This window comes from Sediminibacterium sp. FW305-C-269 (assembly GCF_058231045.1).
This window is the reverse complement of record NZ_JBIQXQ010000001.1, coordinates 1-23,599: the sequence shown is the minus strand read 5'-3', so window position 1 is coordinate 23,599 and position 23,599 is coordinate 1. Positions and strand designations below refer to the sequence as shown.

Below are 23,599 nucleotides of genomic sequence, written 5' to 3'. Positions count from 1 at the left end.
TTACTAGCCAATCTTTCTTAGTTTTGCGTTCAAGAAAACTGCGTATGGTATCAAAGACCTGCGAAAATGCGATCAGGGCTTTACTGTTTGTGGCACAGAAGTCAAAGACCGGAGTCAGGGTAGGGGTTAAGGAGATCGCCAGATCGATCGACTCGCCTGAGCCTTTTATCGCCAAGATATTGCAGGACCTGGGCCGCAAGGGCCTGGTTTCATCCGCCAAGGGACCCAATGGGGGGTTTTATCTGGATGCCAATGGTTTGCGACAGAGCCTGGCCGACATTGTCAATGCCATCGATGGCGACAAACTATTCACAGGTTGTGGATTGGGTTTGCGGAGCTGCTCGGCCAAAAAACCCTGTCCCATACACGATCAATTTGTGGAAGTGCGTGCCAGGATCAAAACCATGATGCAGAATGCCACCCTGGGCGATTACAATACCGCATTAGAACTGGGAGAACGTTATTTAAGAAGATAATTTTTTTGAATCAGTAAAAGAGTAAAAGGTCTTAAATTATTTTATATGCTGAAAAGAGGGATGTATACCCGTATCAAAGCTATGCTGATAGCTGCCTGTTTCTTTCCGTTGTGGACGAATGCGCAGCAGGCAGGGGGTGTTGAAAAACCGGGAACTACATTATTGTTCGTATTGCTGGCAGTACTGGTTGCGGTATTACTGGCGGCATTTTTCTTGTCCGTCTCCGTGAGCAACCTGGTTGAAAAACGCAGGAGTCGGACCGCCGGTTCGCAAAAGCAGCAACTGAAGGATTACCTGACCAATTTCAACAGCCGGCAGATCCGGCAATTATTACACATCGCTCAGCAAAAAAGAACGGGTGGCCGGAAACTGCTCACCTGCCTGGCGATTTTGCTCCTGGGAACTTTGCATAGCAATCCTTTGCTGGCCCAGGTAACGGTTACCAAAAAAGACCTGTTCAGTGAAACCGGCATCATCATCACCATCACCCTTATCCTGGTGCCGATCCTGGCGGCGATAGGGATCATGATCGTGAAACTTTCGGCTATGTTGCGCAGGCAGCGTAACCGCGAAGAACTGGATGAAGCTGAACAACTGGCCGCATATCTGGCTACACTGACCGATGAACAGGCCCTGCAGGAACTGGCCAAAAGAAAAGAAGCCCTCGACTACCACCTGACCCATACTGAATTATCGGGCCAACAGATACCCGCAGACAACAAAGGCCTGATCAGTAATGTAAACACACGTACCTTCTTGCCCTTTGTGTCGCCGAAGAAGAAAGCGCTCAAACGTCCCAATATCGATCCGCAGCTGTCCAGGCTGATCCTGTGGTATATGGGCTGTGCTGCTTTCTGGCTGCTGTTCGGCACCACCATCGGCGAATACCTCGGTATCAAATTCGTATCACCCGATGCAGATCATCTAAGCTGGCTAAGTTTTGGCAGGTTACGTCCCGTGCATACCAATGCTGTATTCTGGGGCTGGGCATCATTGGGCATGTTGGGACTGGGATATTATATCGTTCCCATGGTCAGCAATACTCCGCTGGCCAGTATTAAAAAAGGATGGTATGCACTCTGGCTCATCAATGCGGCCGTGGTATTGGGTACGGTATGCCTGATGGCTGGCATCAATAATGGCGGCGGCGAATACCGGGAATATATCTGGCCGGTAATGCTGTTGTTTGGTCTGGGGCTGATACTGACGTTGATCAATTTCCTGCAGACCATTGCCAGGCGCAAGACCAAAGAGATTTACATTTCCAACTGGTACATCGTTTCAGCTATCATGTTTGCACTCACCATTACCGCAGTGGCATATATACCCACCTGGCAGAATGGTCTGGGCGAAACCATCATACAGGGCTATTATATGCACCAGGGAGTGGGCATGTGGTTCATGCTGTTCACGCTGGGCATCGTGTACTATATGTTACCCCAACAGTTGAACCAGCCCATCTATTCCTATAGCCTGGGTATACTGGCGTTCTGGACGCAGATCCTTTTTTACACGCTTATCGGTACACACCATTTTGTATTCAGTTCCATTCCCTGGTGGTTGCAAACCGTGGCCATTGTAGGAAGTATGGGCATGGTGATACCGGTAGTGGCGGGCACTACCAATTTCATTATGACATTCAAAGGCGCCTGGCATAAAGTGGCAGGCAGTTATACGCTTCCGTTTTTCCTGGTGGGTATTATTTTTTATTGCACGGGATCTTTGCAGGGTACGGCCGAAGCTTTCCGTTCCACCAACCTGATCTGGCATTTCACCGATTTCACGGTAGCCCATTCACACCTGACCATGTATGGCATCATCTGTTTTTTCCTGTGGGCTGGCATGTATGCCGTATTACCCAGGCTGACCGGAAGGGAAGCACCTCAGGTGACGGTAGGAGCCCATTTCTGGCTGGCGCTGATCGGACTCTTGTTTTATACCATTCCACTGATGATCGGCAGCACCCTGCGCGGGCAGATGTGGATAGAAGGCAAACCCTTTATTGAAACCGTGGTGCATATGGCGCCCTACTGGTTATGGCGGGCCATTGGCGGAAGCCTGATGTGGTTGTCGCATATCTTCTTTGCCTGGAATTTCTATAAGATGATCAGCAAACCCGAAACTGTTGATATCAAAGAGCTGGCACTGCAAAAACTGGAAGCGCAAACGGTGGCTACTATTCATTAATCATTTATCGAATCCTGTTTATGGAATTTTTCAATAATCATGTAAAACTATTCAGAACGGCATTTTTCTTTTTTGCAGGACTTACCCTGCTGGTGGCCATCCTGCCTGCCCTGAATAACCAGCAGTTTAACAAACCTCTACCCAACGCGGCGGTGATGAGCGAAGAAGCCGTCAAGGGCAAACAGGTATTCATCGCCAATGGTTGTGTGGCCTGTCATACCCAGCAGGTGCGCAATGTGGATATGGATAAGGCCTGGGGATCCAGGCCCAGTGTCGCAGCGGATTATGCGGCCATTACACGTACCGATATCTGGCGTAATACGGCTACCCTGATGGGTACCGAACGTACCGGTCCCGATCTTACAGATGTAGGCAACCGTCAACCCAGTATAGACTGGAACCTGGTGCACCTGTTCAATCCCAGGGCTGTGGTAAAAGAATCCATCATGCCTGCATACCCGTGGATGTTCACCTTCAGGAAAACATTGGCGAAAGGGGATGTGGTAGTGAATGTTCCCAAAGAATGGCTCGGCGGCAAGGAAGGTAAACTGGTGGCAAACCCGGAGGCTTTACAACTGGTGGCTTATTTGCAGTCGCTGAAACAGACCCCGCTGCCAGATGGTTCTCCTGCTCCCGAATTCCTGTATAAACGAAAGCAGGAAACAGCCAGTGGCACAGCTGCCAAAACACTGGATGGTGCTGCTATCTATACAGCCAATTGCCAAAGCTGCCACCAGGCTAATGGCGAAGGCTTACCGGGTGCATTTCCTCCGTTAAAGGGGAGTCCGATTGTTACCGGCGATAACCTGGAATTGTATGTCAACATCATCCTGAACGGCTACGATGCCCGTGCCGAATATGGCGTGATGCCTGCGGTAGGCACCAATGCTAATCTGACTGCAGCAGAAATTACAGCCATCATCAACCATGAACGCAGTTCCTGGGGTAACAGTGCCAAAGAGGTCAACGAAGCAGATGTGAAAAAACTCATGGACCTTGTCAAACAGAAAGCTCCTAAATAAAACGGTATGATAAAGAAACTTGTATTGGCGGTCGGTTTGCTGTTCCTGCGTTCCGCGGTGATGGCCTGTGCTGTCTGTGAAAAACAGCAACCCAAGATACTGCAGGGTATTACCCATGGCAGCGGTCCGCAGAGTAACTGGGATTATCTGATTATTTCGGTAACGGCAGTGATTGTGCTGGTCACACTTGTCTTGTCGGTAACCTGGCTGATACGCCCGGGAGAGCGTTCTGCAGCACATATCAAACAATGGATCTTAAAAGAGGATTATTATGGAAGATAAAAGTAGCGTAGTTGTCTTCATTGATGACGAAACACAACCGCTGGCAACTTTTATACCACCGGTAAATTTTGAAATGGATACACGCAAACTGGTGGATGGCAAACATACGTTGCGTATTGTGAGCAAAGACCCCACCGGAAAGGAAGGTATCCGCCTGATACCTTTTGAAGTGCGTAACGGGCCCGCCATTGATGTGGAAGGCATCCGCGAAAATGCCGTGGTAGATGGTATCATTCCCATTATGATCAATGCCTACGGCAAGGGTGATCAGAAACGTTTTCTCATAGAAGGAAGTGAGACTCCCAAGAGCATTCCCTCCTGGGTATGGATACTGATCATTGGTTTTGCCGGCTGGGCCTTATTTTACCTGTTCACCTATCTGACCAAACAAGCCTGAAACCATGAAGAAAGATATACTCGCCCTGGATGATGTAAAATTACTGGTAGACCGGTTTTATGAACGTGTCAGGAACGATGCCTTATTGGGTCCCATCTTCGAGGAACGTATACAGGACCGATGGCCCGCCCATCTTGCGAAAATGTATGGGTTCTGGCAAACAGTGCTGCTGGACGAACACACATATGATGGTGCACCATTTCCGCCGCATGCGCAACTGCCGGTAGATCACCAGCATTTTGAACAATGGCTGCAATTGTTTACCAGTACGGCAGACGAATTGTTCTCAGGCGATAAGAACGAAGAGGCCAAATGGCGTGCTGCCCGCATGGCCGAACTGTTTGAGCGAAGGATCGACTACCATCGTTCATCCGGAAACAAAAGCCTGATATGAGCCATGATGCTACAGTCATACAGTTCACTATCCGTCAGGACGGTGACGATACACTGGTGCGTACCCGCACCCATGGTTACCGCAACCTGATGGTGTTGCTGAATAATCATTGTTATCTTGAAAATTTCGGTGAGTGCGGTGGCATGGGCCGTTGTGCCACCTGTGTAGTGAAATTATCTGGTAAAGAACCTCCACTTACTAACCTTGCACGTAACGAGCAGGCAACGCTGAACAGATCAGGTATTACGGATCCGTCTATCCGTTTGGCCTGTCAGATACCTATTACCCCTGAATTGAATGAGAAACTGATCGAGATCATAGATGATGCCTGTTGATTTTATCTCTTGTCTGTTATCTACGTCCCTCTGTTATAATGTGTTAAGAACTTTGACCCTGACGATTGTCACCAAAGGGTAAATTCAATAAATAATAAAAGTAAATAAATACTTTTATTGGATCGGGCTCACTACCTTTGACCTATCAAATCATTTAAAACAATTTTATATGCAGACTACCATAGCTGAGAACATCCTGAATGTAACTTTACTGGAACCCAAACAAAAACACCCCACCATTTTTGCGCGTTTTGACCTGTTGGCGGAAGGGGAGAGCCTGACCATTCACAATGACCACGATCCCAAACCGCTGTATTACCAGTTACTGGGCGAAAGGGGTAATATTTTTATCTGGGAATACCTGGAAGAAGGACCGGAGTGGTGGAAAGTAAGGATCTCAAAAAGGGTTACCGGAGAGAACGATGAAACACTGGGCGAGATTGTCGCTAAGGATCTGCGTAAAGCGCAGGTATTTAAAAAGTATGGACTTGATTTTTGCTGTGGTGGAAAGAAAACGGTGAAAGAAGCCTGCGCCGAAAAAGGATTGGATGTAACCAAAGTGGAGAAGGAGTTACAGCAGGCAGATGCTTTACCCGCATCGCGGCCGTTGCCTTATGGTGATTGGAGCCTGGATTTTCTGGCGGATTATATTGTTAATACGCACCACAGTTATGTGCGGAAGAACCTGCCTGATATCAAAGCGTATGCGAACAAGGTAATGAAAGTGCATGGATCACGGCACGCTGAGCTGTTACGCATCAACCAGCTGGTGGAAGAGATTTATGCGGAGCTGACAGCGCACCTGGTGAAGGAAGAAAAAGTGCTGTTCCCATACATAAAAGAACTGGTAGCCGCTACCAATGGAACACAGCTGTTACAGGCTTCCCATTTTGGTACGGTGCAGAACCCGATCAATATGATGGAAATGGAGCACGAGATCGTGGGTAAGAACCTGGCGGAGATCAGGGTACTCTCGAACGATTACACTTTACCGGAAGATGCTTGTGCGAGTTATAGTTTATTGTTCCGCATGCTGGACGAGTTTGAAGAAGACCTGCACCTCCACATACACCTGGAAAATAATATCCTTTTCCCGAAAGCACTGGATATTGAAAAACGTTTAAACTAACTACAATGCCAAATCCTATTAAACGCCACCAGGCCATGGTGTCTTTTTCCAAAGACCACCATTTCGGCTTGCTGCTGGTATGGAAAATACGTCAGGGTCTGCAGAAGGCTGTTGCGCCGGAACGTATTGCCGGTTACGTCCGGTTCTTTTTTGAAGCGGATCTGAATAAACATTTTTCCGATGAGGAACAATTGCTGTTTTCCCGTTTGCCTGAAACAGACGTTTTGCGTGTGCAGGCCGAAAAAGAACATGCTGCCGTTTATGGGTTGGTAAAAGACATCGGTCAACAGCCAACCGATACCGCCCTGCTTACCCGTTTGGCGGATGCATTGGAACAGCATATCCGTTTTGAGGAACGTTCTTTGTTCAATCACCTGCAGCAACATATTCCGGAAGCGGAGTTGCAGGATATTGAAAACAGGATATCGAATAACAGCAAGGAGATAGAAGAACAATGGAAGGATAGTTTCTGGTTATGATCTTTCTGAAAATTTTTCACCAAATCCATCAATGATGAAATATGTATTCCTGGTATTGTTATCGACGGGTATGCTGCTGGCCTGTCGATCAGTCAATGACCGAAAAGAGAATGCTCCGGCAGACAGCGTGGCAACCACGCAGGAACAACATGCGGAACATGCCGAAGGGCTGGCTTTGAACAACGGCGCCAAATGGCAGGCCGATTCGACCACCCGCGTGAACGTGACCTTACTGCAGCGAACGATCACAGATGCCAAAACAGCGAAGACCGTCAATTACCTGCAGACCGCGGCTGCTTTGCAGGAAGGGCTCAATAAAATGGTAAAAGAATGTACCATGCAGGGGCCCGATCACGATGCGTTACACCAGTGGCTGGAGCCGCTGATGGAAAAAGTAAAAACGCTCAAGCAGGCGGATACCGCTGAGAAAGCTTCTGCCATACTTGCGGATATAGAGAAACACCTGGATCTGTTTACCCAATATTTTATGTAGCCATGACCATCAACGCCAATACCCGTATAGCAGAGTTGCTGAAAGCCAATCCCGATGCGTTGGAAGCGATCATCAGTTTATCTGCCAAGTTCAATAAACTGCGTAACCCTATCCTCCGCAAAGTGATGGCGGGCAGGACCAGTATTGCCATGGCGGCGAAAGTAGGAGGCTGCAGCATCGATGATTTTTTTGCGAAGCTGCGTCCGCTTGGATTTCAGGCGGATGTTTCCGTGGCCGCAGTTGCCGAAGAGCCCGCTGCATCAGCAAAACCATTGCCGGATTTCCTGGCAAAACTGCCGGCCGATCAGCTGGTTGACCTGGATGTGCGGCCGGTGATCGAAACCGGCAAGGATCCGCTGCATGTGATCATCAGTAAAGTGAATTCGCTGGAAACGGGCCAGGTGCTCAGGATCATCAACAGTTTTGAACCCACGCCCCTGTTGCATTTACTGGGCAAACAGGGTTTTGTTTCGTTCGTGGATACCATTGGTCCGGAACTGGTGCATGCCTATTTTTACAGGAAGGTGGATACGGCCCTGTTCACAGCTCCGGTAGCGCCAGCTGCTTCGGGTGATTGGGAGGAAGTATGGAACCGTTACAAGGACAGGCTGATCAGCATCGACGTGCGTGCGCTGGAAATGCCTTTACCCATGCATACCATACTGGAAGCATTGGAAGATCTGCCAGACAACAAAGCGCTGTTCGTACATCATAAACGCATCCCCGTTTTCCTGTTACCCGAACTGGAGGAGCGGAAGCTGAGCTATCGCATCAAAGAGATCGCTGAAGGGGATGTGAACCTGCTGATCTATAAAGACTGATATGTTTGCCACTACCGGAGATACTGCCACTGCCACCACTTCTCACAAAGTGGTACTGCCGTTTTACCTGTATGCGGCCATCGCTTTCCTGGTGGCAACGGTACTCCTGTTATTGTCGGCCAACAGTATCACCGAACATTATTTCCTGCCGCATACTTTGGCCATTGTGCATATCATGGCATTGGGCTGGGGCACCATGATCATCCTGGGAGCCAGTCACCAACTGGTGCCTGTGCTGATTGAAGGAAAACTGTATAGTGATACGCTGGCACTGCTTTCTTTTGTGCTGGCGGCATTGGGTATTCCCCTGTTATCCTATGGTTTTTATGTATTCGATATGGGATGGCCTGCACAATGGGGTGGTTGCCTGGTGGTACTGGCCATCGTGTTGTACCTGGTAAACCTGGCAGTGAGCATGCTGCAAAGCAAAAAAGAGAATGTACACGCCGTATTCATTTTTACATCGGCATTGTGGTTATTGACCACGGCCACGGTAGGGTTGTTGCTGCTGCATAATTTTACGCAGCCTATTCTGTCGCGCAACTCGCTCGACTACCTGGCGCTGCATGCGCATTTTGGCATCGTGGGTTGGTTTCTGTTGCTGGTGACCGGTGTGGGTTCAAGGCTGATTCCCATGTTCCTGATCTCAAAATACGGTAACGATCGCCAACTCTGGTGGATCTATGGTTGTATCAATAGCGGATTATTATTGTTCATGTATGTGTTCCTGTATTCCGGTAACAGGTCTTTGTTATTGCTGCCGGTATTGTTGGTGGCATCGGGTATTGTGTTATTCGGTAACTTCTGTTACAAAGCCTACCGGCAACGTATCCGTAAAAAAGTGGATGAGCAGATGCGGCTGTCGCTGTTGTCGGTAGCCATGATGGTATTGCCGGTGGTATTTTTGGTGGTGATCGTGGCGGTGCTGCTGGTTACGGACAAAGCCCAGACCAGGCTGGCCATTGCATATGGGTTCATCATTTTTTTTGGATGGATCACGGCCATTATCCTGGGTATGACTTTTAAGACCTTACCGTTTATTGTCTGGAACAAAGTCTATCATCACCTCGCTGGCAAAGGCAAAACGCCCAATCCGAAAGACCTGTTCAGTAATGGGCTATTCCAATGGATGGGTATTGCCTACCTGCTGGGTTTTGTTTTATTCACTGCCGGTATTGTTGCCGGTCATGTGTTTACTTTGCAGCTGGCGGCAGTATTGCTCATCATCTGTTCCGTTCTGTATAACTGGAACGTGTTACAACTGCTGCTGCATAAACCTGTTACAACATGAACGTGATCTCCAACAATACGCTTAGGGCCACGGTGGCATTGGCAGCTTTGCAGAACGTGGTGGATCCGGAGATCGGACTGAACGTGGTGGATCTCGGACTGATCTACCAGATAGATTTTGATGAAGCGGCTAAGAAAGTCTATTGTACCATGACACTGACCACGCAGTTCTGTCCTATGGGAGAATCCATCACCGATGCAGCCCGTACCGCTTTGCAGGAAACATTTCCGGGAGAAGATATTACGGTGACCCTTAGTTTTGACCCACCCTGGACCCATGAAAGGATCTCGGAGGAAGGGCGTGAATTTTTAAATGAAAGATAAATGCTTAGTCTAACCTGTAAAACGGCCATTAAAGCCGTTATATACCTGGCTTCCAGGTTCAGCTCGGATGAAAAAGCGGGTATCAAAGAGATCGCAGAATACATTGATGCCAGCGAACATACCGTAGGTAAGCTATTGCAGGTGCTGGTGAAGGAAGAAGTGATCAACAGTGCCAAAGGACCTACCGGTGGTTTTTTTATTACTGCCAGGCAAATGAACCAGCCCATTCTTTCGGTGATTGATGCCATTGATGGTAAGGAAGTATTCGAACAATGCGGCCTTGGCCTGAGCAAGTGCTCTGCTACACATCCCTGTCCCATACATGCCGATTACAAAACCATCCGCGACCAGTTTAAACTGCTCTGCCAGCAGAAAAAGATCAAAGACCTTTGCGAGACCGTTACGGACGGTCTGACCTACCTGATCGGCTGATATACCTGGCCAGCTTATTCTTACTGATAATCAATTATTTAGTTTTTGGAGCTAGATTATTCTCCTATGTAATTCGACGATTATCTTATATTTTTAAGTAATATCTGTGAATACCTTTGCAGGCGGTATTGTTTATTTGCCCTATTCTATCATTATGGAAAACCTTCTCTCCGGCATATCCAAAGCAAATAGTGCTTTATTGGAAACGGATGATCTGCACAATTCGCTACAAACTGTAGTAGCTACTCTGGGCTCTTCTACCGGTGTTGACCGATGTTATATTTTTACCAATAACCTGGTGGACGGTGATCTTCGTCTGTTCTATACACAAGAATGGTGTAAAGAAGGTGTGGAAGTACAGTTGGGAAACCCTGTATTGAGTAATGTGAGTTATGATATGTTTCCGGGTTTATATGATGGACTGTCGACCGGTAAAACCATTTACGGTCTGGTAAGGGAATCGGAGGACCAGTTTTTCAAGGAGGTGATGGAAAGCCAGGGCATTTTTACCTACCTTTTTGTGCCCATTTTCCAGAAAGATGACTTCTGGGGATGGATGGGCTACGACAATTGTACCGATGAAAGAAAATGGGAACTAACAGAGGTAAACGCGTTAAAAGCGGTAGCACATAATATAGGACTCCGTTTGGGCAGGGAAAGGGCGGAAGCCGAACATGCTTTATCGATAGAAAGGTTTGATATGTCGGTACAGGCTTCGCAGCAGGGATTGTGGGAATGGGATATTGAGAACAACAGGCTTTCTTTCTCCGCTATCTTCATGGAGATGATCGGGTATACACACCATGAATTCGAACATACGTATGAGAACTGGAAGAACCTGATGCATCCGGATGATTATGGTGTGGTAGAGCCCACATTGCAGGCTTATCTGAACAAGGAAACAGCAACCTATACTACGGAATTCAGACTATTGCATAAGAAGGGGTACTATGTATGGATCAGGGGCTCCGGGGTCGCCAAATGGAATGCCGAAGGTAAACCGGTTTATATGGTGGGCTCGCATCTCAATATCACCGAGCTGAAACACCAGCAGGAAACCCTCGAAATGCAACGTAACGATTTCAATAAACTGCTGAACAGCCTGGGTGAAGTGGTATTCAGGCTCAATAGCAATAATACGCTCACCTTCCTCAATCTTTACTGGGAAGATATTTCGGGCTATCTTCCTGCTGAATCCCTGTCGCGGTCCATCGAATCCTTTTTTGTACCCGAAGATGCGGCAGAAGTCCGGGAGAACCTGGTAACCCTGAAATCGGGTAAACAGGTCTCCATTTCATTTGAAGCTCGTTTGCAGCAGAAGAATGGCCAGTGGCGATGGGTACATGTGATCATGAAAGAGAATGGTATTCCGCAGGACGAAGAATATTTTATCTCCGGTAGTATCATTGATATACACGATAAAAAACTGGCAGAAGAAAAAGAAAAGGAACTGGCAGAACTGAAAGCCAGTTTTGTATCGGTTGCTTCACACCAGTTCAGAACACCGTTAACCGTGATCTTTACCAATATTGAACTCATAGAGATCATGGTAAAAAGCCTGGAAGGCAGCCTGCTGTACAGGATCGCCAAGTCTACCGAACAGATCAAGAACGAGATCAGCCGTATGACCGAGCTGATGAACAATATCTTGCTGGTAGGCAGGTATGATGCGCGCCAGATCAAGTTTAACCAAACCGTTGTTTCTATTTCGCCGCTGATCCATTCGGTGGTGAACACGTACTTCTCGAACCGGGCGGATGGGCGTATGATCCACATACATGAAACACCCTCGCAACGAAAAGTAGTGATTGATGAACTGTTGTTTACGCATGTACTGACCAACCTGATTTCAAATGCTTTCAATTATTCGGAAGGGTCAAAAGATCCGGAACTGTACATCCGTTATACGGAAGATAACCTGGAGATCTGTATACAGGATTACGGCATCGGTATCCCTGCAGATGAACTGGAGAAAGTATTCAAATCGTTTTACCGCGCCAGCAATACCATCAGCTATCGCGGTTCTGGCCTGGGACTGGTTGTAGCCAAACAGTTCATGGAGCTGCACAATGGTTCCATAAAGCTGGAGAGCGAGATCAATGTGGGTACCAAAGCCATTTTTACCCTGCCACTGGTTGAGGAAAGCAAGATCGCTTAACGCGGGTTGTTGTTGATAAAGATGACACCATCTTTGATTTCAGCGGCAAATTCCTGTATGGACTTACTCTCAAACAGGTCTTTCAACTGTTTACGTATTGGTTTGAATTGCAGGTGCATGGGGCAGGGCTGTGTTTCGGAACACTGTTTCAATCCCATGACACATTTTTCCAGCCTTTCTTCTTCACCCATGGCCTGCAGGATCATCCTTATGGGTAATTGTTTGGCTTTTTCTGTCAGATAAAATCCGCCATTAGGGCCACGCACCGAACTTACGATATGGTTGTCGCGACTCAGCAGTTGCAGGATCTTGGCGGTGAAGGATTTGGGCGAGTCGATCGCCTGCGCGATCTCATCGATGCCCAGTTTGGCCACTTCGGATCCTTTCTGCGCAATGAATATGGTAGCCCTGAGGGCGTATTCGGTAGCTTTTGAAAACATGTGAATGGTTTAGTGCATTTTCTCAGCGTGGAATGGCCGGTATAAAATTATCCTGATTTATCCATTCTGCATAGGAATTGCTGGTCTCATACAATTTCATGTACGATAACCGGGCGTTGGCAGGCACCCTGTTTTTAATTTTTTTTGCAATAAATATCAACAGGTTCTCCGCAGAAGGCTCCACTTCCCAGGTAACCAGGTTGTCCTGGGTGACAAGCGCCGGATGGGCTGCCAGAAAATCACGTGACAATACCAGCTTATGATCAAAATAACTGATCACTTCCGTCGCTACCAGGTGTTTGATATCCTTAAAGTCCACTTCGAAGCCGGGTTGGGGAATATAGTCGGAACCATCATTCAGTCCGGTAATCCCTATATGCAATTCATAGGAATGACCATGAATATGTTTACAGGGGCCTTCGTATCCAAAAATGGCATGTGCCATTTCAAAATGGAAGATTTTAGTAAGCTGAAGCATAATTGAGTATCATTGAGAGTGCCTAAATGGCAGTTTAGAGCAAATAAATAAAGGCAAAACTATCCTTTATTATTATATTTGCGGCATAAATCTACTTTATGGAGAAAAACCGACCGGCCCGAAAGGGACTGCGTAGACCGTCATTCAGTTCATCCGGATGGTTTTCAATGGGCTTGGTACAGCGTTTTCTCTTTATCTTGCAATCCTGTACGATCTGGCGATGTAGTTATTACATCGACCTTTTCAAAACGCAGGTACTGAAAATGGGTCAAGTCAGGCAGCAACGCCCCGTTTAGTTAACAAATTGGTAACCCGGCACTACCTGTACAGGATAACCGGATTAAATTATCACCCCCAGATATTGAACTATGATACAAAAAAGTTTACAGGAAAAGTTACAGGCTTTTACACTCCCCGATCAGTTGAAGAAAGCAGGTATGTATCCTTATTTCAGGCCCATTGAAGAGAACCATGATACAGAGGTAAAGATCGACGGCAGGAGGATCCTGATGTTTGGTTCGAATAGTTACATGGGGTTAACCAATCACCCGAAAGTTACCGAAGCCGCTAAAAAAGCGATCCAGCAGTATGGAAGCTGCTGCTCGGGTTCACGTTTTTTAAATGGTACCTCCAAACTGCATATTGAGCTGGAAGAGAAACTGGCCGACCATGTGGGCAAAGAAGCCGCATTGATGTTTACCACCGGTTTCCAGGCCAATTTGGGTACTGTGGCTACTTTTACAGGAAGAACAGGGGTGATCATCCTGGATGAGCTGGACCATGCATCTATTATTGAAGGCAGCCGCTTGTCATTCTCCAAAGTATTGAAGTTCGCACACAATGATATGAACGACCTGGAGCGGGTATTGAGCAAAGTGCCTACCGATACGGTGAAAATGATCGTGGTGGATGGTATCTTCAGCATGGAAGGAGATATCTGTAACCTTCCTGAAATTACCCGTCTGGCCAACCAGTACCATGCATTGGTGATGGTGGATGATGCCCATGCATTGGGTGTGATCGGCGACAAGGGAAAGGGTACTTCCAATCATTTCGGCCTCACCGAAGAATCAGACCTGATCATGGGAACTTTCAGTAAGTCATTGGCATCTGTAGGTGGTTTTATTGCTACTACCAAAGAAATGATCAACTACCTGAAACACAATGCACGTCCGATGATCTTCAGCGCCAGTGTACCGCCGTCTGCTGTGGCAGCTGCCATGGCCGCCCTGGAGATCATTCAGAATGAACCTGAAAGACTGGATGCTTTGTGGGAGAATACCAACTATATGGCCAGCTCCCTGCAGGAGTTGGGTTTTGATATCAACACATCCAAAACACCGATCATACCGGTGTATATCCGCGATAATGAACTTACTTTCCGCTTTAACCAGCGTTTGTACGAAGAAGGTATATTTGTAAACCCGGTAGTATCGCCGGCTGTGAAAAGTGATGCTTCCCTGATCCGTTTATCGATCATGGCCACACACACACGTGAACAGCTGAACGAGGCGCTGGGTAAGATCGAAAAAGTAGCCAACGAGCTCCATGTGCTTGAAATGAAACATTCATGATCCTATGGAGTGAGGCTGGCCATACACATTCCTGATCATGCCTAAATCATGCCCATGAGCATCACTGTAAAAGAGGTTACCACTAAAAAAGAGCTTGACGATTTTATACGATTCCCCCTTAGTCTGTACAGGGGGAATCCCTGTTTTGTACCCCCGCTCCACTTCGATGAGAAAGCTACATTGCGCAAGGATAAGAATCCTGCATTCGATTATTGTGAAGCCCGCTACTGGCTGGCTTACAGGAACGGGAAACCGGTAGGAAGGATCGCTGCCATCATCAACCATGCATTCATCGAAAAATGGGACAAACGATACATGCGTTTCGGCTGGGTGGATTTTGAGAATGATCCTGAAATAGCAGCCAGTCTCATCGGCGAAGTAGAAAAATGGGCAAAGGAAAAAGGCATGACAGCTGTACATGGTCCCATGGGTTTCACCGACCTGGACCATGAAGGCATGCTGGTGGAAGGCTTTGATAAACTGGGAACCCTTGCCACCATCTACAACCATCCATATTACCCGCAGTTCATGGAACAACTGGGTTATTCCAAAGATGCCGACTGGATAGAGTACCTGGTAAAAGTACCGGAAGTGATACCTGAGAAGATGGAGAAAATGGCCAGCGTGGTAGAACGACGTCTTGGTTTACGGATATTGAAGGCCAAGAGCGCTAAAGACATCCTGCCCTATGCACCGGCTATTTTTGAGCTGATCAATGAAGCTTATGCAGATCTGTATGGCGTGGTTCCTTTAACAGAAAAGCAGATCCAGTATTATACCAAACAGTATTTCTCTTTCATACGCCCTGATTTTGTTCCGCTGATCCTGGATAAGGAAGGTAAACTGGTGGCATTTGGTGTTACCATGCCATCGTTATCGGCAGCGTTACAGAAAGCAAAGGGCAGCCTGCTTCCTTTTGGTTTTGTGCATATTCTCAAAGCCTTGAAGAAAAATGACCTGGCAGATCTGTACCTGGTAGCAATCCGTAAAGACATGCAGGGAAAAGGAGTGAATGCATTGCTGATGTATGAAGTGAACAAGGCGTATATCAGGAACGGGATCCGTTATGCAGAAACCAATCCGGAGCTGGAGATGAATACCAAAGTGCAGTCTATCTGGGAGCACTTTGAAGCCGTTCAGCATAAGCGGCGGCGCTGTTTTATCAAACACTTATAATTCGCCGGATGCAAAAGAATATCCTGATCACCGGTGCCAGTGGTTTTATCGGAAGTTTTTTAGTGGAAGAAGCTATCCGGAAAGGCTATCGTGTATTTGCCGGTATCCGGGCATCCAGTAGTCGTCAATACCTGACAGATCCCTCCATCCATTTCCTGGAACTGGACCTGATGGATAGCGTGGCCATGCAACAGGCGTTGCAGCAAACGGCAGAAAAATATGGTGCCTTCGATTATGTGATACATGCGGCGGGCATCACCAAATCACTCCATCTTTCAGAATTTTACGAAGTGAATGTTGCCAGCACCCAACGCCTGGTGAACACTTTGCAGCAGCAACAGTTGCTGAAAGAAAAATTCGTGTTCATCAGCAGCCTGGCTTCCTTTGGACCGGGTGTGGGCAGTGAGCCTATTACGGCACGATCGGTACCCAACCCCATCACCGCCTATGGCCGCAGCAAGCGTGAGGCAGAGGATTTGTTGTATCAGACCACCGATTTCCCTTTTCTGGTGATCAATCCCACTGCAGTGTATGGGCCGCGTGATAAGGATTTCCTGTTTGTATTGCAAACGGTACAGCAGAAACTGGAGCTTTATGTGGGAAGCCGGGAGCAGTTGCTGAGTTTTGTGCATGTGGCAGACCTGGTAAAAGCCATATTCCTGTCCATGGAATCGGAGCGTACCCGCCAGAACGTACTGGTATCCGATCTCACCAATTATACCACCGCAGAAATGAACCGCATCATCAAACAGCAGTTGGGTGTTTCGGCCATTGCGGTCACCGTACCTACCTGGATCGCTGTATTTGCGGCCGTATTATCCGAAGCCGTAGGCAATCTGCGCGGTAAGGTTCCTTTGCTCAACCGGGAACGTTTAAAGGAATTCAGGGCCAGTAACTGGGCCGCCAGCTGTGCCGAACTGGAAAACCTGGGTTACCGGCCTGACCACAACCTGGAAAGCGGCTTGTCAGATACCATTGCCTGGTATCGTGGAAAAAATCTGTTGAAATAACTCCGATTCAATTACAACTCTGACAGCCCGGATATTGACCTATCCGGGCTGTTCTGTCAATTGTCAACTTCTTTGATCCCCTTTATCGGTCATTTGTTCAACAGAAAAGAAGTTCCTGGTATATAAAATTCAATTTTTTATAAATAGTAGTATTTATACTACTTAAAATATCATTAAAATGATTAAATATTTACATTAAAGTAGTATTAAAACTACAAAATATCGTTTATTTGTTATTGTATATCCCATGCTGTCTATTTTTTGTTTAACTGACGAAAAATAGCGGTTTGTTGACGGGATTTACTATTCACTAACTGATTTACCATATTTAATAGGACGCAAAACTTCGTTTTGTATACCTGTTTGATAAAACGATACTGCGAATGAGCGTTGTACCCCCAACAATCACTACCCAGCGCATTGACAGATCCTTTCTTCGCGCTCTCCTGGTTGTTTTTGTATCACTGTGTTCCGTAACGTCCGTTTTTGCACAGGCGTTGGACGTTGCTTCCTGCCCGATGATCGATAAAAGAAGTAATGGTAATGGTCAGGCCAGCCGCTCGCCGGGTAATTTTCCTGGTTATAACCAGAACAATCCCGTTGCCGCCAATGTGGTGGGAACCAGTTACCAGAATGTACCGTTCGATCCTGCCACCAAAACTGGTAATATCAATTTTAAATGGTCTTCGGCAACCACCATTACCAATCTGCCGGTGATCACCCGTACCTGGGTCACAGCCAGTGGCAGCAATAGTGGAACTTTGAGCGCAGTTAAATTTGGTCCGCCTCCACCGCCGGAAATTGTTGGGCAGAATTATTATGTGAGTTATTCTTTTTACGTACAGAACTTACCACCTGCCGGAAAGATCACACTTGAGTTTGCAGATCCGCAAACCAACAAACCTGTATTCCGTTGTACGTTCGATCTGCAGTCGAATGGAACTGCTACTGAACCTGTTATTTCCTGTGCACCCACCATTACCACTCAGCCGTCAAGTCAGAGCGTATGCGGAACCGGCAATGCCAGTTTTACGGTGGCCGCAGACGGGGCTTCGGGCATTCAATGGCAGGTGAATAACAGTGGCACCTGGACCAATATCAGTAATGGCGGAGATTACAGCGGTGCCACATCCAATACCTTGACCATCAGCAATCCTGCCAGTTATGATGGCAAATCATACCGTGCAGTTGCCTTGGGTGATGGTACCTGTGGCAATACCAACAGTGACGCTGCTGTATTGATCGCCAAGCTCAAACCTACTGCAGTATTTTCCGGTGCTGCTGCTTTGTGCGGAACGGGAACCCGAAGTATGGGCGTGAACCTGACTGGTACAGGTCCCTGGAGCATTACTTATACCACTACGCCTTCGGGAGGCAGCACTACCACTACTACGGTCAATAATATTGCGTCAAGTCCATTTTACTTTTCTGTAAGTCCCTCGGGCACCACTACCTATGCCATCACTTCGGTTTCTGATGCGTATTGCAGTAATGCGTCTCTATCGGGGAATGTTTCGGCTACTGTATATGCGGCGCCTACGGTTACACCAACCAATGCCATATCCTGTGTGGGAAGTGGCAGTTTCCAGCTTTCTTACACCGCTGCCGGTAACCCGGATAAATATACCCTTAGCGCAGGGGTGCGGGCAGTGCCCGGTTTTACAACGATCACCAATGGAAGTTTGTCTGCCTCGCCCTTAACAATCAGCATCCCTTCCAATACGCCGGCAGGTGTGTATGATTTTAACCTGGTGGTAAGCAACAGTGTATCGGGTTGTGCTTCAACTGTGATTCCTTTCAGTGTTACGGTAAAAGCACTGCCAGTTATGGGTGCAACAGCAGGTGATGGAACGGTTTGTGCGGGAGGTACGGCTACATTAACGGCTTCTCCGGCGGGACTGGCTTCTTATTCATGGACACTCTCAGGTGTGGCAGTGGCTTCGGGTATTACTCCAACCGTTACCGTTGGCACCAACCCCAGTTATACTTATGTGGTTACCGGAGTAGATGCTACGGGATGTGCGGCAACAGCCAGTGTTACGTTGACCACTGTGTCTGGTCCCAGTTTAGTGATTACACCTGCTTCGGCCAATATCTGTAACGGCAATTCCACTACGTTGACCGCTTCAGGCGGTAATACCTATTCCTGGAGTCCGGCTACGGGTTTATCTGCTACAACAGGAGCTTCCGTAGTAGCGTCTCCTTCTGCTACCACAACCTATACGGTAACCTCTAAAAATGCTACCGGTTGTCAATCGGTGGGTACGGTAACTGTTACCGTTACCACACCTGCCATTTCTGTTACAACCAGTGCTACGATTTGTGCAGGCACCAGTAAAACATTGACCGCAACCGGCGGAACCAGTTATTCCTGGTATCCGGCCAGCGGTTTATCTGCTACAACAGGCTCATCAGTAGTGGCTACGCCTGCTGCTACCACTACCTATTATGTGGTGGGTACGGATGCGAGTGGTTGCAGTGCCACTGCTGCTACAACCGTAACGATCGCAGCAGCACCTGTGGATGCAGCCAACAATGTGGGTTCTACCTATTCTTTTTGTTCTTCTTCCACCACATCATTCACACTGCCGATCGTATTAACGGGATCTGTCAGTTCTGCCACCTGGCAATATGCGAGTGCGCAGGGGGGGCCTTATACCAATTTGAGTACGGGCGCCACAACTGTGGGTTCGGGCGGTTCGGCCGTAACCTTTACAGTAGCAGCTTCCGGATTGTCGAATACATTGGCGGTCAGCAACTATTCCAATGGAGGATATGGCGGTCCGCGTTATCTGCGTTTGGCGATCGCGGATGCCAACTGTACCTATAATTACGATATTCTTCTCTATGATATCAAAGGTAGCGGTACGGCACCCACGCCCACTGCAATCAAAACCACTGTCTGCAGTGGTGAACCTGCTGTATTGTCTATCGGAGGCTTGAATTCAACTGTAAACATCCAATGGCAATCGGCGCCTACTTTAACGGGTACTTATACGAATATATCCGGGGCCACCAGCTCTGTCTATACTACGGGTAATCTTAACAGCGGTACCAATAATTTCTTTAAAGCCGCATTATCTACAAGTGGAGGTGGCGGTTGCTCATACACTGCCGGCCCTTTACAGATCAACATTGCATCAGCAGCGGCAAGCAATACCTTGACGCCGACCACCAGTTGCACCGACGGTGTCAGCAACCTGACCATCAATGGTTCTGCTACCAGCGGTACCTATCAGTGGCAGAAATCAACGGATAACAGTTCTTTTTCGAACATACTGGGTGCGGTGAGTCAGAATTATACTTTGCCCAACACTACGGTGCCTGTGAAGACCTACTATCAAAGGGTCTCCACAGAAGGAAGCTGTTCTGCCACCACCAGTAATACCGTGGAAGTATATGCCCCACTGGCCAGTAACCAGATCAGCAATGATGTGACTTCTTATTGTACCACGGCAGCTGCTACCGTATTGAATGGCACCACCCCTTCGGGAGGAAATGGCACTTATACGTATCAATGGCAGTCCTCCACCAACGGTACCAGCTTTTCGGATATTGTTGGCGCTAACGCTACCAACTATACCACTTCTTCACAAACACAGACCTACTGGTACCGGAGGATCGTGACCAGTGGTGGCTGCAGCTCTACCAGTGCCAGTTTCAAGATCACGGTAAACAGCACACCTTCGGTTTCTGTTACGCCCGGCTCATCGCAATGTGCCGGAACTGCCGTGAGTTTGACCGCATCGGGTGCTGTCAGCTACAGTTGGAGTCCAGCTACGGAATTGTCTGCTACCACGGGCGCTGTGGTGATAGCCACAGCCACCAGTACACGTACCTATACGGTAACCGGAACAGATGGTAATGGATGTACGGGCACCGCCACTACTACCATCACGGTTACAGCTAACCCGTCTACACCAACCGTAAGCACTGCTACTAAAACGATCTGCAGCGGAACCAGCACTGATCTTACTGCCCTCGTCACTTCAGGTGGTACTACGGAATGGTATACGGCACCTGAAGTGAATGCGGCATACCTGGTGGCTAGTCCTACCGCTGTGTCAACAGCGCGTACGTATTATGTATTCGCCAAATCAGGAAGCTGTTACAGCAACGGTTATGCTACACTGACCCTTTCTGTAACAGATATTACCGCGCCGGTAGTTGCGGCAACTTCATTGAGCTATTGTGCCCCGGCAACGGCCGATCTTACGGCACTTCAGCCAGTGGCTGCGAATGGGGTAAGCCTGGAATGGCATACGGCATCGACTGGTCCGTCGGCAGGTAACCTGGTGTCAACACCAACGGCGGTGGGTAGCGGTACTTATTACCTGTATGCCTATGCTACTACCGGAAGTTGTTACGGAACAGCTTCTTCGGCTGTAACAGTTACCATCAATACGCCTACCAATGCTTCGGTTTCAGGTACCACGGCTGCTGCCTGTGCGCCCGGTACGGTAGACCTGACAGCCTACAACAATACATCCGGCGCCAATACCTATAGCTGGTATTCGACTAATAACCCTGTTGCCGCCAACCTGGTGGCGATACCTACGGCAGTCAGTCAGTCAGGTACCTATTATCTCTACGCCACCAATGCAAGCGGTTGCCAGGGTAGTGCCTCGTCCGGCATCACGGTCACTATCAACAGTAAACCCACGGCAGCCATCAGTTCTCCAACAGCTGTCTGCGGAGGCGCTGCCAGAACCATTACGGCAACCAGTAATGCTTCGAGTCCCACTTATCAGTGGCAGGTATCTGCCAACAGTGGCGGCACATGGTCCGATCTTACCAATACGGGAGTGTACAGTGGAGTAACTACTGCGTCTTTGTCCATCTCCAATACCACAGGACTGGGAGGAAATTATTACCGGTATACGGTGACCAGTGGTGCTGCCTGTTCCACTACCAGTGAGGCGGCGATCCTGATAGAGGAAGCTACCCCCAACATTGCTACGCAGCCGACAGATATTACGGTGAATTCAGGTGCCACGGCTTCGTTCACAACAGCTATCGCGAATAGTCCTACAGCGGATTACCAGTGGCAAATCAGTGTCAATGGCGGATTGAGTTATACAGATATCACAGATTATACAACGTATTCGGGTGTAAATTCTTCTACCCTGATCATTCCTGCTGCTACATTTTCGCAGACCACCTATAAGTTCAGGGCCACGATATCCAACAGTTGTAATACGTTAACGACGGATGCCGCAACTTTAACGGTGAACAGCTGTGTGCCACCTACCCCCACTTTCTCGCCAACGGTATCGGGATCGGTTTGTGTGAATTCGGATGTGACCTATACCACCCAATCGGGAAAGACGAATTATATATGGACGGTGCCCGGCGTATTGAATACGGATTATAGCATCAGTGCAGGAGGTACCGGTACCGGTAGCAATACGGTCACCATCAAATGGCTGACGGCCGGGAGTAAAACGGTTACGGTAAACTATACAGAGACCTGCCAGGGAAATACGGCAGCTTCCAGTACGATTACGGTTACGGCAGCCAGCGTTGCGGGTACGATCAGCGGCGGTGGTGTGACGGTATGCTCCGGTTCGAATAGTACTACCTTGACCTTGACTGGATATACCGGTACGATTCAGTGGCAGTCATCTACCGATAATAATAGCTTCAATAATATTGCTGGCCAGATAGGTGCAAGTTATACGGCAACGAACTTAACTGCTACGACTTATTACCGTGCAGTGGTGACCAGCGGTGTATGTACGTCAGCAGTCAGCTCAAGTACAGCCATTACCGTTACAGCGGTCAGTGTTGCTGGAACGATCAGTGGCGGTGGAGTAACGGTATGTTCGGGTTCGAACAGTACCACATTGAATCTGACCGGTTATACGGGTACGATCCAGTGGCAATCTTCAAGTGATAATAATAGCTTCAGTGATATAGCGGGTCAGACAGGAGCAAGCTATACGGCTGCTAATTTAACAGCTACCACTTATTATCGCGCAGTAGTAACCAGTGGTGTATGTACCTCTGCGATTAGCTCAAGTACGGCTATCACCGTTACAGCGGTTAGTGTTGCGGGTACGATTAGTGGTGGTGGTATAACAGTATGTTCCGGTTCGAACAATACTAACTTGACCTTGACTGGTTATACGGGTACGATCCAGTGGCAGTCGTAAAGTGACAATAACAGTTTCAATAATATTGTAGGCGAAACCGGTGCAAGCTATACAGCGACGAACCTGACTGCTACTACGTATTACCGAGTAGTAGTTACCAGCGGTGTATGTACTTCAGCGGTTAGCTCGAGTACGGCTATTACAGTTACGGCGCTTAGCGTTGCAGGAACGATCAGTGGCGGTGGTATAACGGTATGTTCCGGCTCGAACAATACTAGCTTGACCTTGACTGGTTATACGGGTGCGATCCAGTGGCAATCGTCAAGCGACAATAACAGCTTTAATAATATCGTAGGTCAGACGGGTGCAACTTATGCAGCAACAAATCTGACTTCGACAACCTACTACCGGGCAGTAGTTACCAGTGGCGTATGTACTTCAGCGGTTAGCTCGAGTACAGCTATCACCGTTACAGCGGTCAGCGTTGCTGGAACGATCAGCGGTGGTGGAGTGACAGTATGTTCCGGTTCGAACTCTAACACCTTAACATTGACGGGCTATACGGGTACGATTCAGTGGCAGTCATCAAGTGACAATAACAGCTTTA

21 protein-coding genes and 1 pseudogene are annotated in these 23,599 nt (G+C 48.0%); 20 read left to right on the top strand and 2 right to left on the bottom strand.

Going from position 1 to position 23,599, the window contains the following annotated elements; genetic code table 11:
• The first annotated feature begins 23 nt into the window (after window positions 1–23).
• The 15 genes from ACH3Y6_RS00110 (at window position 24) to ACH3Y6_RS00040 (ending at window position 12,219) form a co-directional block, all read left to right on the top strand.
• Complete coding sequence (locus ACH3Y6_RS00110) at window positions 24–476, top strand: RrF2 family transcriptional regulator (RefSeq protein WP_490833523.1); 453 nt, start codon at window positions 24–26, stop codon at window positions 474–476.
• 45 nt (window positions 477–521) lie between these two features.
• Window positions 522–2,663, top strand: coding sequence for a cbb3-type cytochrome c oxidase subunit I (locus ACH3Y6_RS00105; RefSeq protein WP_490833522.1), 2,142 nt, complete (start codon window positions 522–524; stop codon window positions 2,661–2,663).
• 20 nt (window positions 2,664–2,683) lie between these two features.
• On the top strand, window positions 2,684–3,685 hold the full coding sequence (locus ACH3Y6_RS00100; RefSeq protein ID WP_490833521.1) for a cytochrome c: 1,002 nt from the start codon (window positions 2,684–2,686) through the stop codon (window positions 3,683–3,685).
• Window positions 3,686–3,691: 6 nt separating this feature from the next.
• Entirely contained in the window at window positions 3,692–3,967 is a 276-nt protein-coding gene (locus tag ACH3Y6_RS00095) for a hypothetical protein (RefSeq protein ID WP_490833520.1), read from the top strand.
• Window positions 3,957–4,364 (top strand): cytochrome C, encoded by a 408-nt coding sequence (locus ACH3Y6_RS00090; RefSeq protein WP_490833519.1) that lies wholly within the window; start codon window positions 3,957–3,959, stop codon window positions 4,362–4,364. Before ACH3Y6_RS00095 ends, ACH3Y6_RS00090 begins: the two co-directional genes overlap by 11 nt.
• A gap of 4 nt (window positions 4,365–4,368) precedes the next feature.
• Window positions 4,369–4,758, top strand: a complete 390-nt coding sequence (locus ACH3Y6_RS00085; RefSeq protein WP_490833518.1) for a group III truncated hemoglobin — start codon at window positions 4,369–4,371, stop codon at window positions 4,756–4,758.
• On the top strand, window positions 4,755–5,093 hold the full coding sequence (locus ACH3Y6_RS00080; RefSeq protein ID WP_490833517.1) for a 2Fe-2S iron-sulfur cluster-binding protein: 339 nt from the start codon (window positions 4,755–4,757) through the stop codon (window positions 5,091–5,093). The genes ACH3Y6_RS00085 and ACH3Y6_RS00080 overlap by 4 nt, the downstream gene beginning before the upstream one ends.
• Before the next feature lie 169 nt (window positions 5,094–5,262).
• Complete coding sequence (gene ric, locus ACH3Y6_RS00075; RefSeq protein WP_490833516.1) at window positions 5,263–6,222, top strand: iron-sulfur cluster repair di-iron protein; 960 nt, start codon at window positions 5,263–5,265, stop codon at window positions 6,220–6,222.
• A 5-nt stretch (window positions 6,223–6,227) separates the two neighbouring features.
• Window positions 6,228–6,701, top strand: a complete 474-nt coding sequence (locus ACH3Y6_RS00070; protein ID WP_490833515.1) for a hemerythrin domain-containing protein — start codon at window positions 6,228–6,230, stop codon at window positions 6,699–6,701.
• A gap of 31 nt (window positions 6,702–6,732) precedes the next feature.
• Entirely contained in the window at window positions 6,733–7,194 is a 462-nt protein-coding gene (locus ACH3Y6_RS00065; protein WP_490833514.1) for a hypothetical protein, read from the top strand.
• A gap of 2 nt (window positions 7,195–7,196) precedes the next feature.
• Complete coding sequence (locus tag ACH3Y6_RS00060) at window positions 7,197–8,015, top strand: DUF2249 domain-containing protein (RefSeq protein ID WP_490833513.1); 819 nt, start codon at window positions 7,197–7,199, stop codon at window positions 8,013–8,015.
• Window position 8,016: 1 nt separating this feature from the next.
• The gene (locus ACH3Y6_RS00055; protein ID WP_490833512.1) at window positions 8,017–9,306 is read left to right on the top strand and encodes a cytochrome C oxidase subunit I; all 1,290 of its coding nucleotides are present in this window, start codon (window positions 8,017–8,019) and stop codon (window positions 9,304–9,306) included.
• Window positions 9,303–9,629 carry a metal-sulfur cluster assembly factor gene (locus ACH3Y6_RS00050; RefSeq protein WP_490833511.1) on the top strand — a complete coding sequence of 109 codons (327 nt, stop codon included), beginning with the start codon at window positions 9,303–9,305 and terminating at the stop codon, window positions 9,627–9,629. Before ACH3Y6_RS00055 ends, ACH3Y6_RS00050 begins: the two co-directional genes overlap by 4 nt.
• On the top strand, window positions 9,630–10,061 hold the full coding sequence (locus ACH3Y6_RS00045) for an RrF2 family transcriptional regulator (RefSeq protein WP_490833510.1): 432 nt from the start codon (window positions 9,630–9,632) through the stop codon (window positions 10,059–10,061).
• A gap of 154 nt (window positions 10,062–10,215) precedes the next feature.
• A complete protein-coding gene (locus ACH3Y6_RS00040) occupies window positions 10,216–12,219 on the top strand; it encodes a sensor histidine kinase (RefSeq protein ID WP_490833509.1) in 2,004 nt (667 codons plus the stop codon).
• Here ACH3Y6_RS00040 and ACH3Y6_RS00035 read toward each other — a convergent pair.
• Together ACH3Y6_RS00035 and ACH3Y6_RS00030 are read right to left on the bottom strand one after the other, a co-directional pair.
• Window positions 12,216–12,659: an RrF2 family transcriptional regulator gene (locus tag ACH3Y6_RS00035; protein WP_490833508.1), complete on the bottom strand. Its 444-nt coding sequence runs from the start codon at window positions 12,657–12,659 to the stop codon at window positions 12,216–12,218. The genes ACH3Y6_RS00040 and ACH3Y6_RS00035 overlap by 4 nt on opposite strands.
• 22 nt (window positions 12,660–12,681) lie before the next feature.
• Window positions 12,682–13,137 carry a 6-pyruvoyl trahydropterin synthase family protein gene (locus ACH3Y6_RS00030; RefSeq protein ID WP_490833507.1) on the bottom strand — a complete coding sequence of 152 codons (456 nt, stop codon included), beginning with the start codon at window positions 13,135–13,137 and terminating at the stop codon, window positions 12,682–12,684.
• Window positions 13,138–13,505: 368 nt separating this feature from the next.
• Between ACH3Y6_RS00030 and spt the strand changes: the two genes are divergently transcribed.
• From spt to ACH3Y6_RS00005, 5 genes and pseudogenes are all read left to right on the top strand, one after another.
• On the top strand, window positions 13,506–14,711 hold the full coding sequence (spt, locus tag ACH3Y6_RS00025) for a serine palmitoyltransferase (RefSeq protein WP_490833506.1): 1,206 nt from the start codon (window positions 13,506–13,508) through the stop codon (window positions 14,709–14,711).
• A 54-nt stretch (window positions 14,712–14,765) separates the two neighbouring features.
• Complete coding sequence (locus ACH3Y6_RS00020; RefSeq protein ID WP_490833505.1) at window positions 14,766–15,887, top strand: hypothetical protein; 1,122 nt, start codon at window positions 14,766–14,768, stop codon at window positions 15,885–15,887.
• Window positions 15,888–15,895: 8 nt separating this feature from the next.
• Complete coding sequence (locus tag ACH3Y6_RS00015; protein WP_490833504.1) at window positions 15,896–16,897, top strand: NAD-dependent epimerase/dehydratase family protein; 1,002 nt, start codon at window positions 15,896–15,898, stop codon at window positions 16,895–16,897.
• Between the two features lie 383 nt (window positions 16,898–17,280).
• A pseudogene (locus tag ACH3Y6_RS00010) lies at window positions 17,281–23,190 on the top strand (beta strand repeat-containing protein); the annotation flags it as partial.
• A partial coding sequence (locus ACH3Y6_RS00005) for a DUF8696 domain-containing protein (RefSeq protein ID WP_490834580.1) occupies window positions 23,191–23,599 on the top strand: 409 nt, incomplete at its 3' end.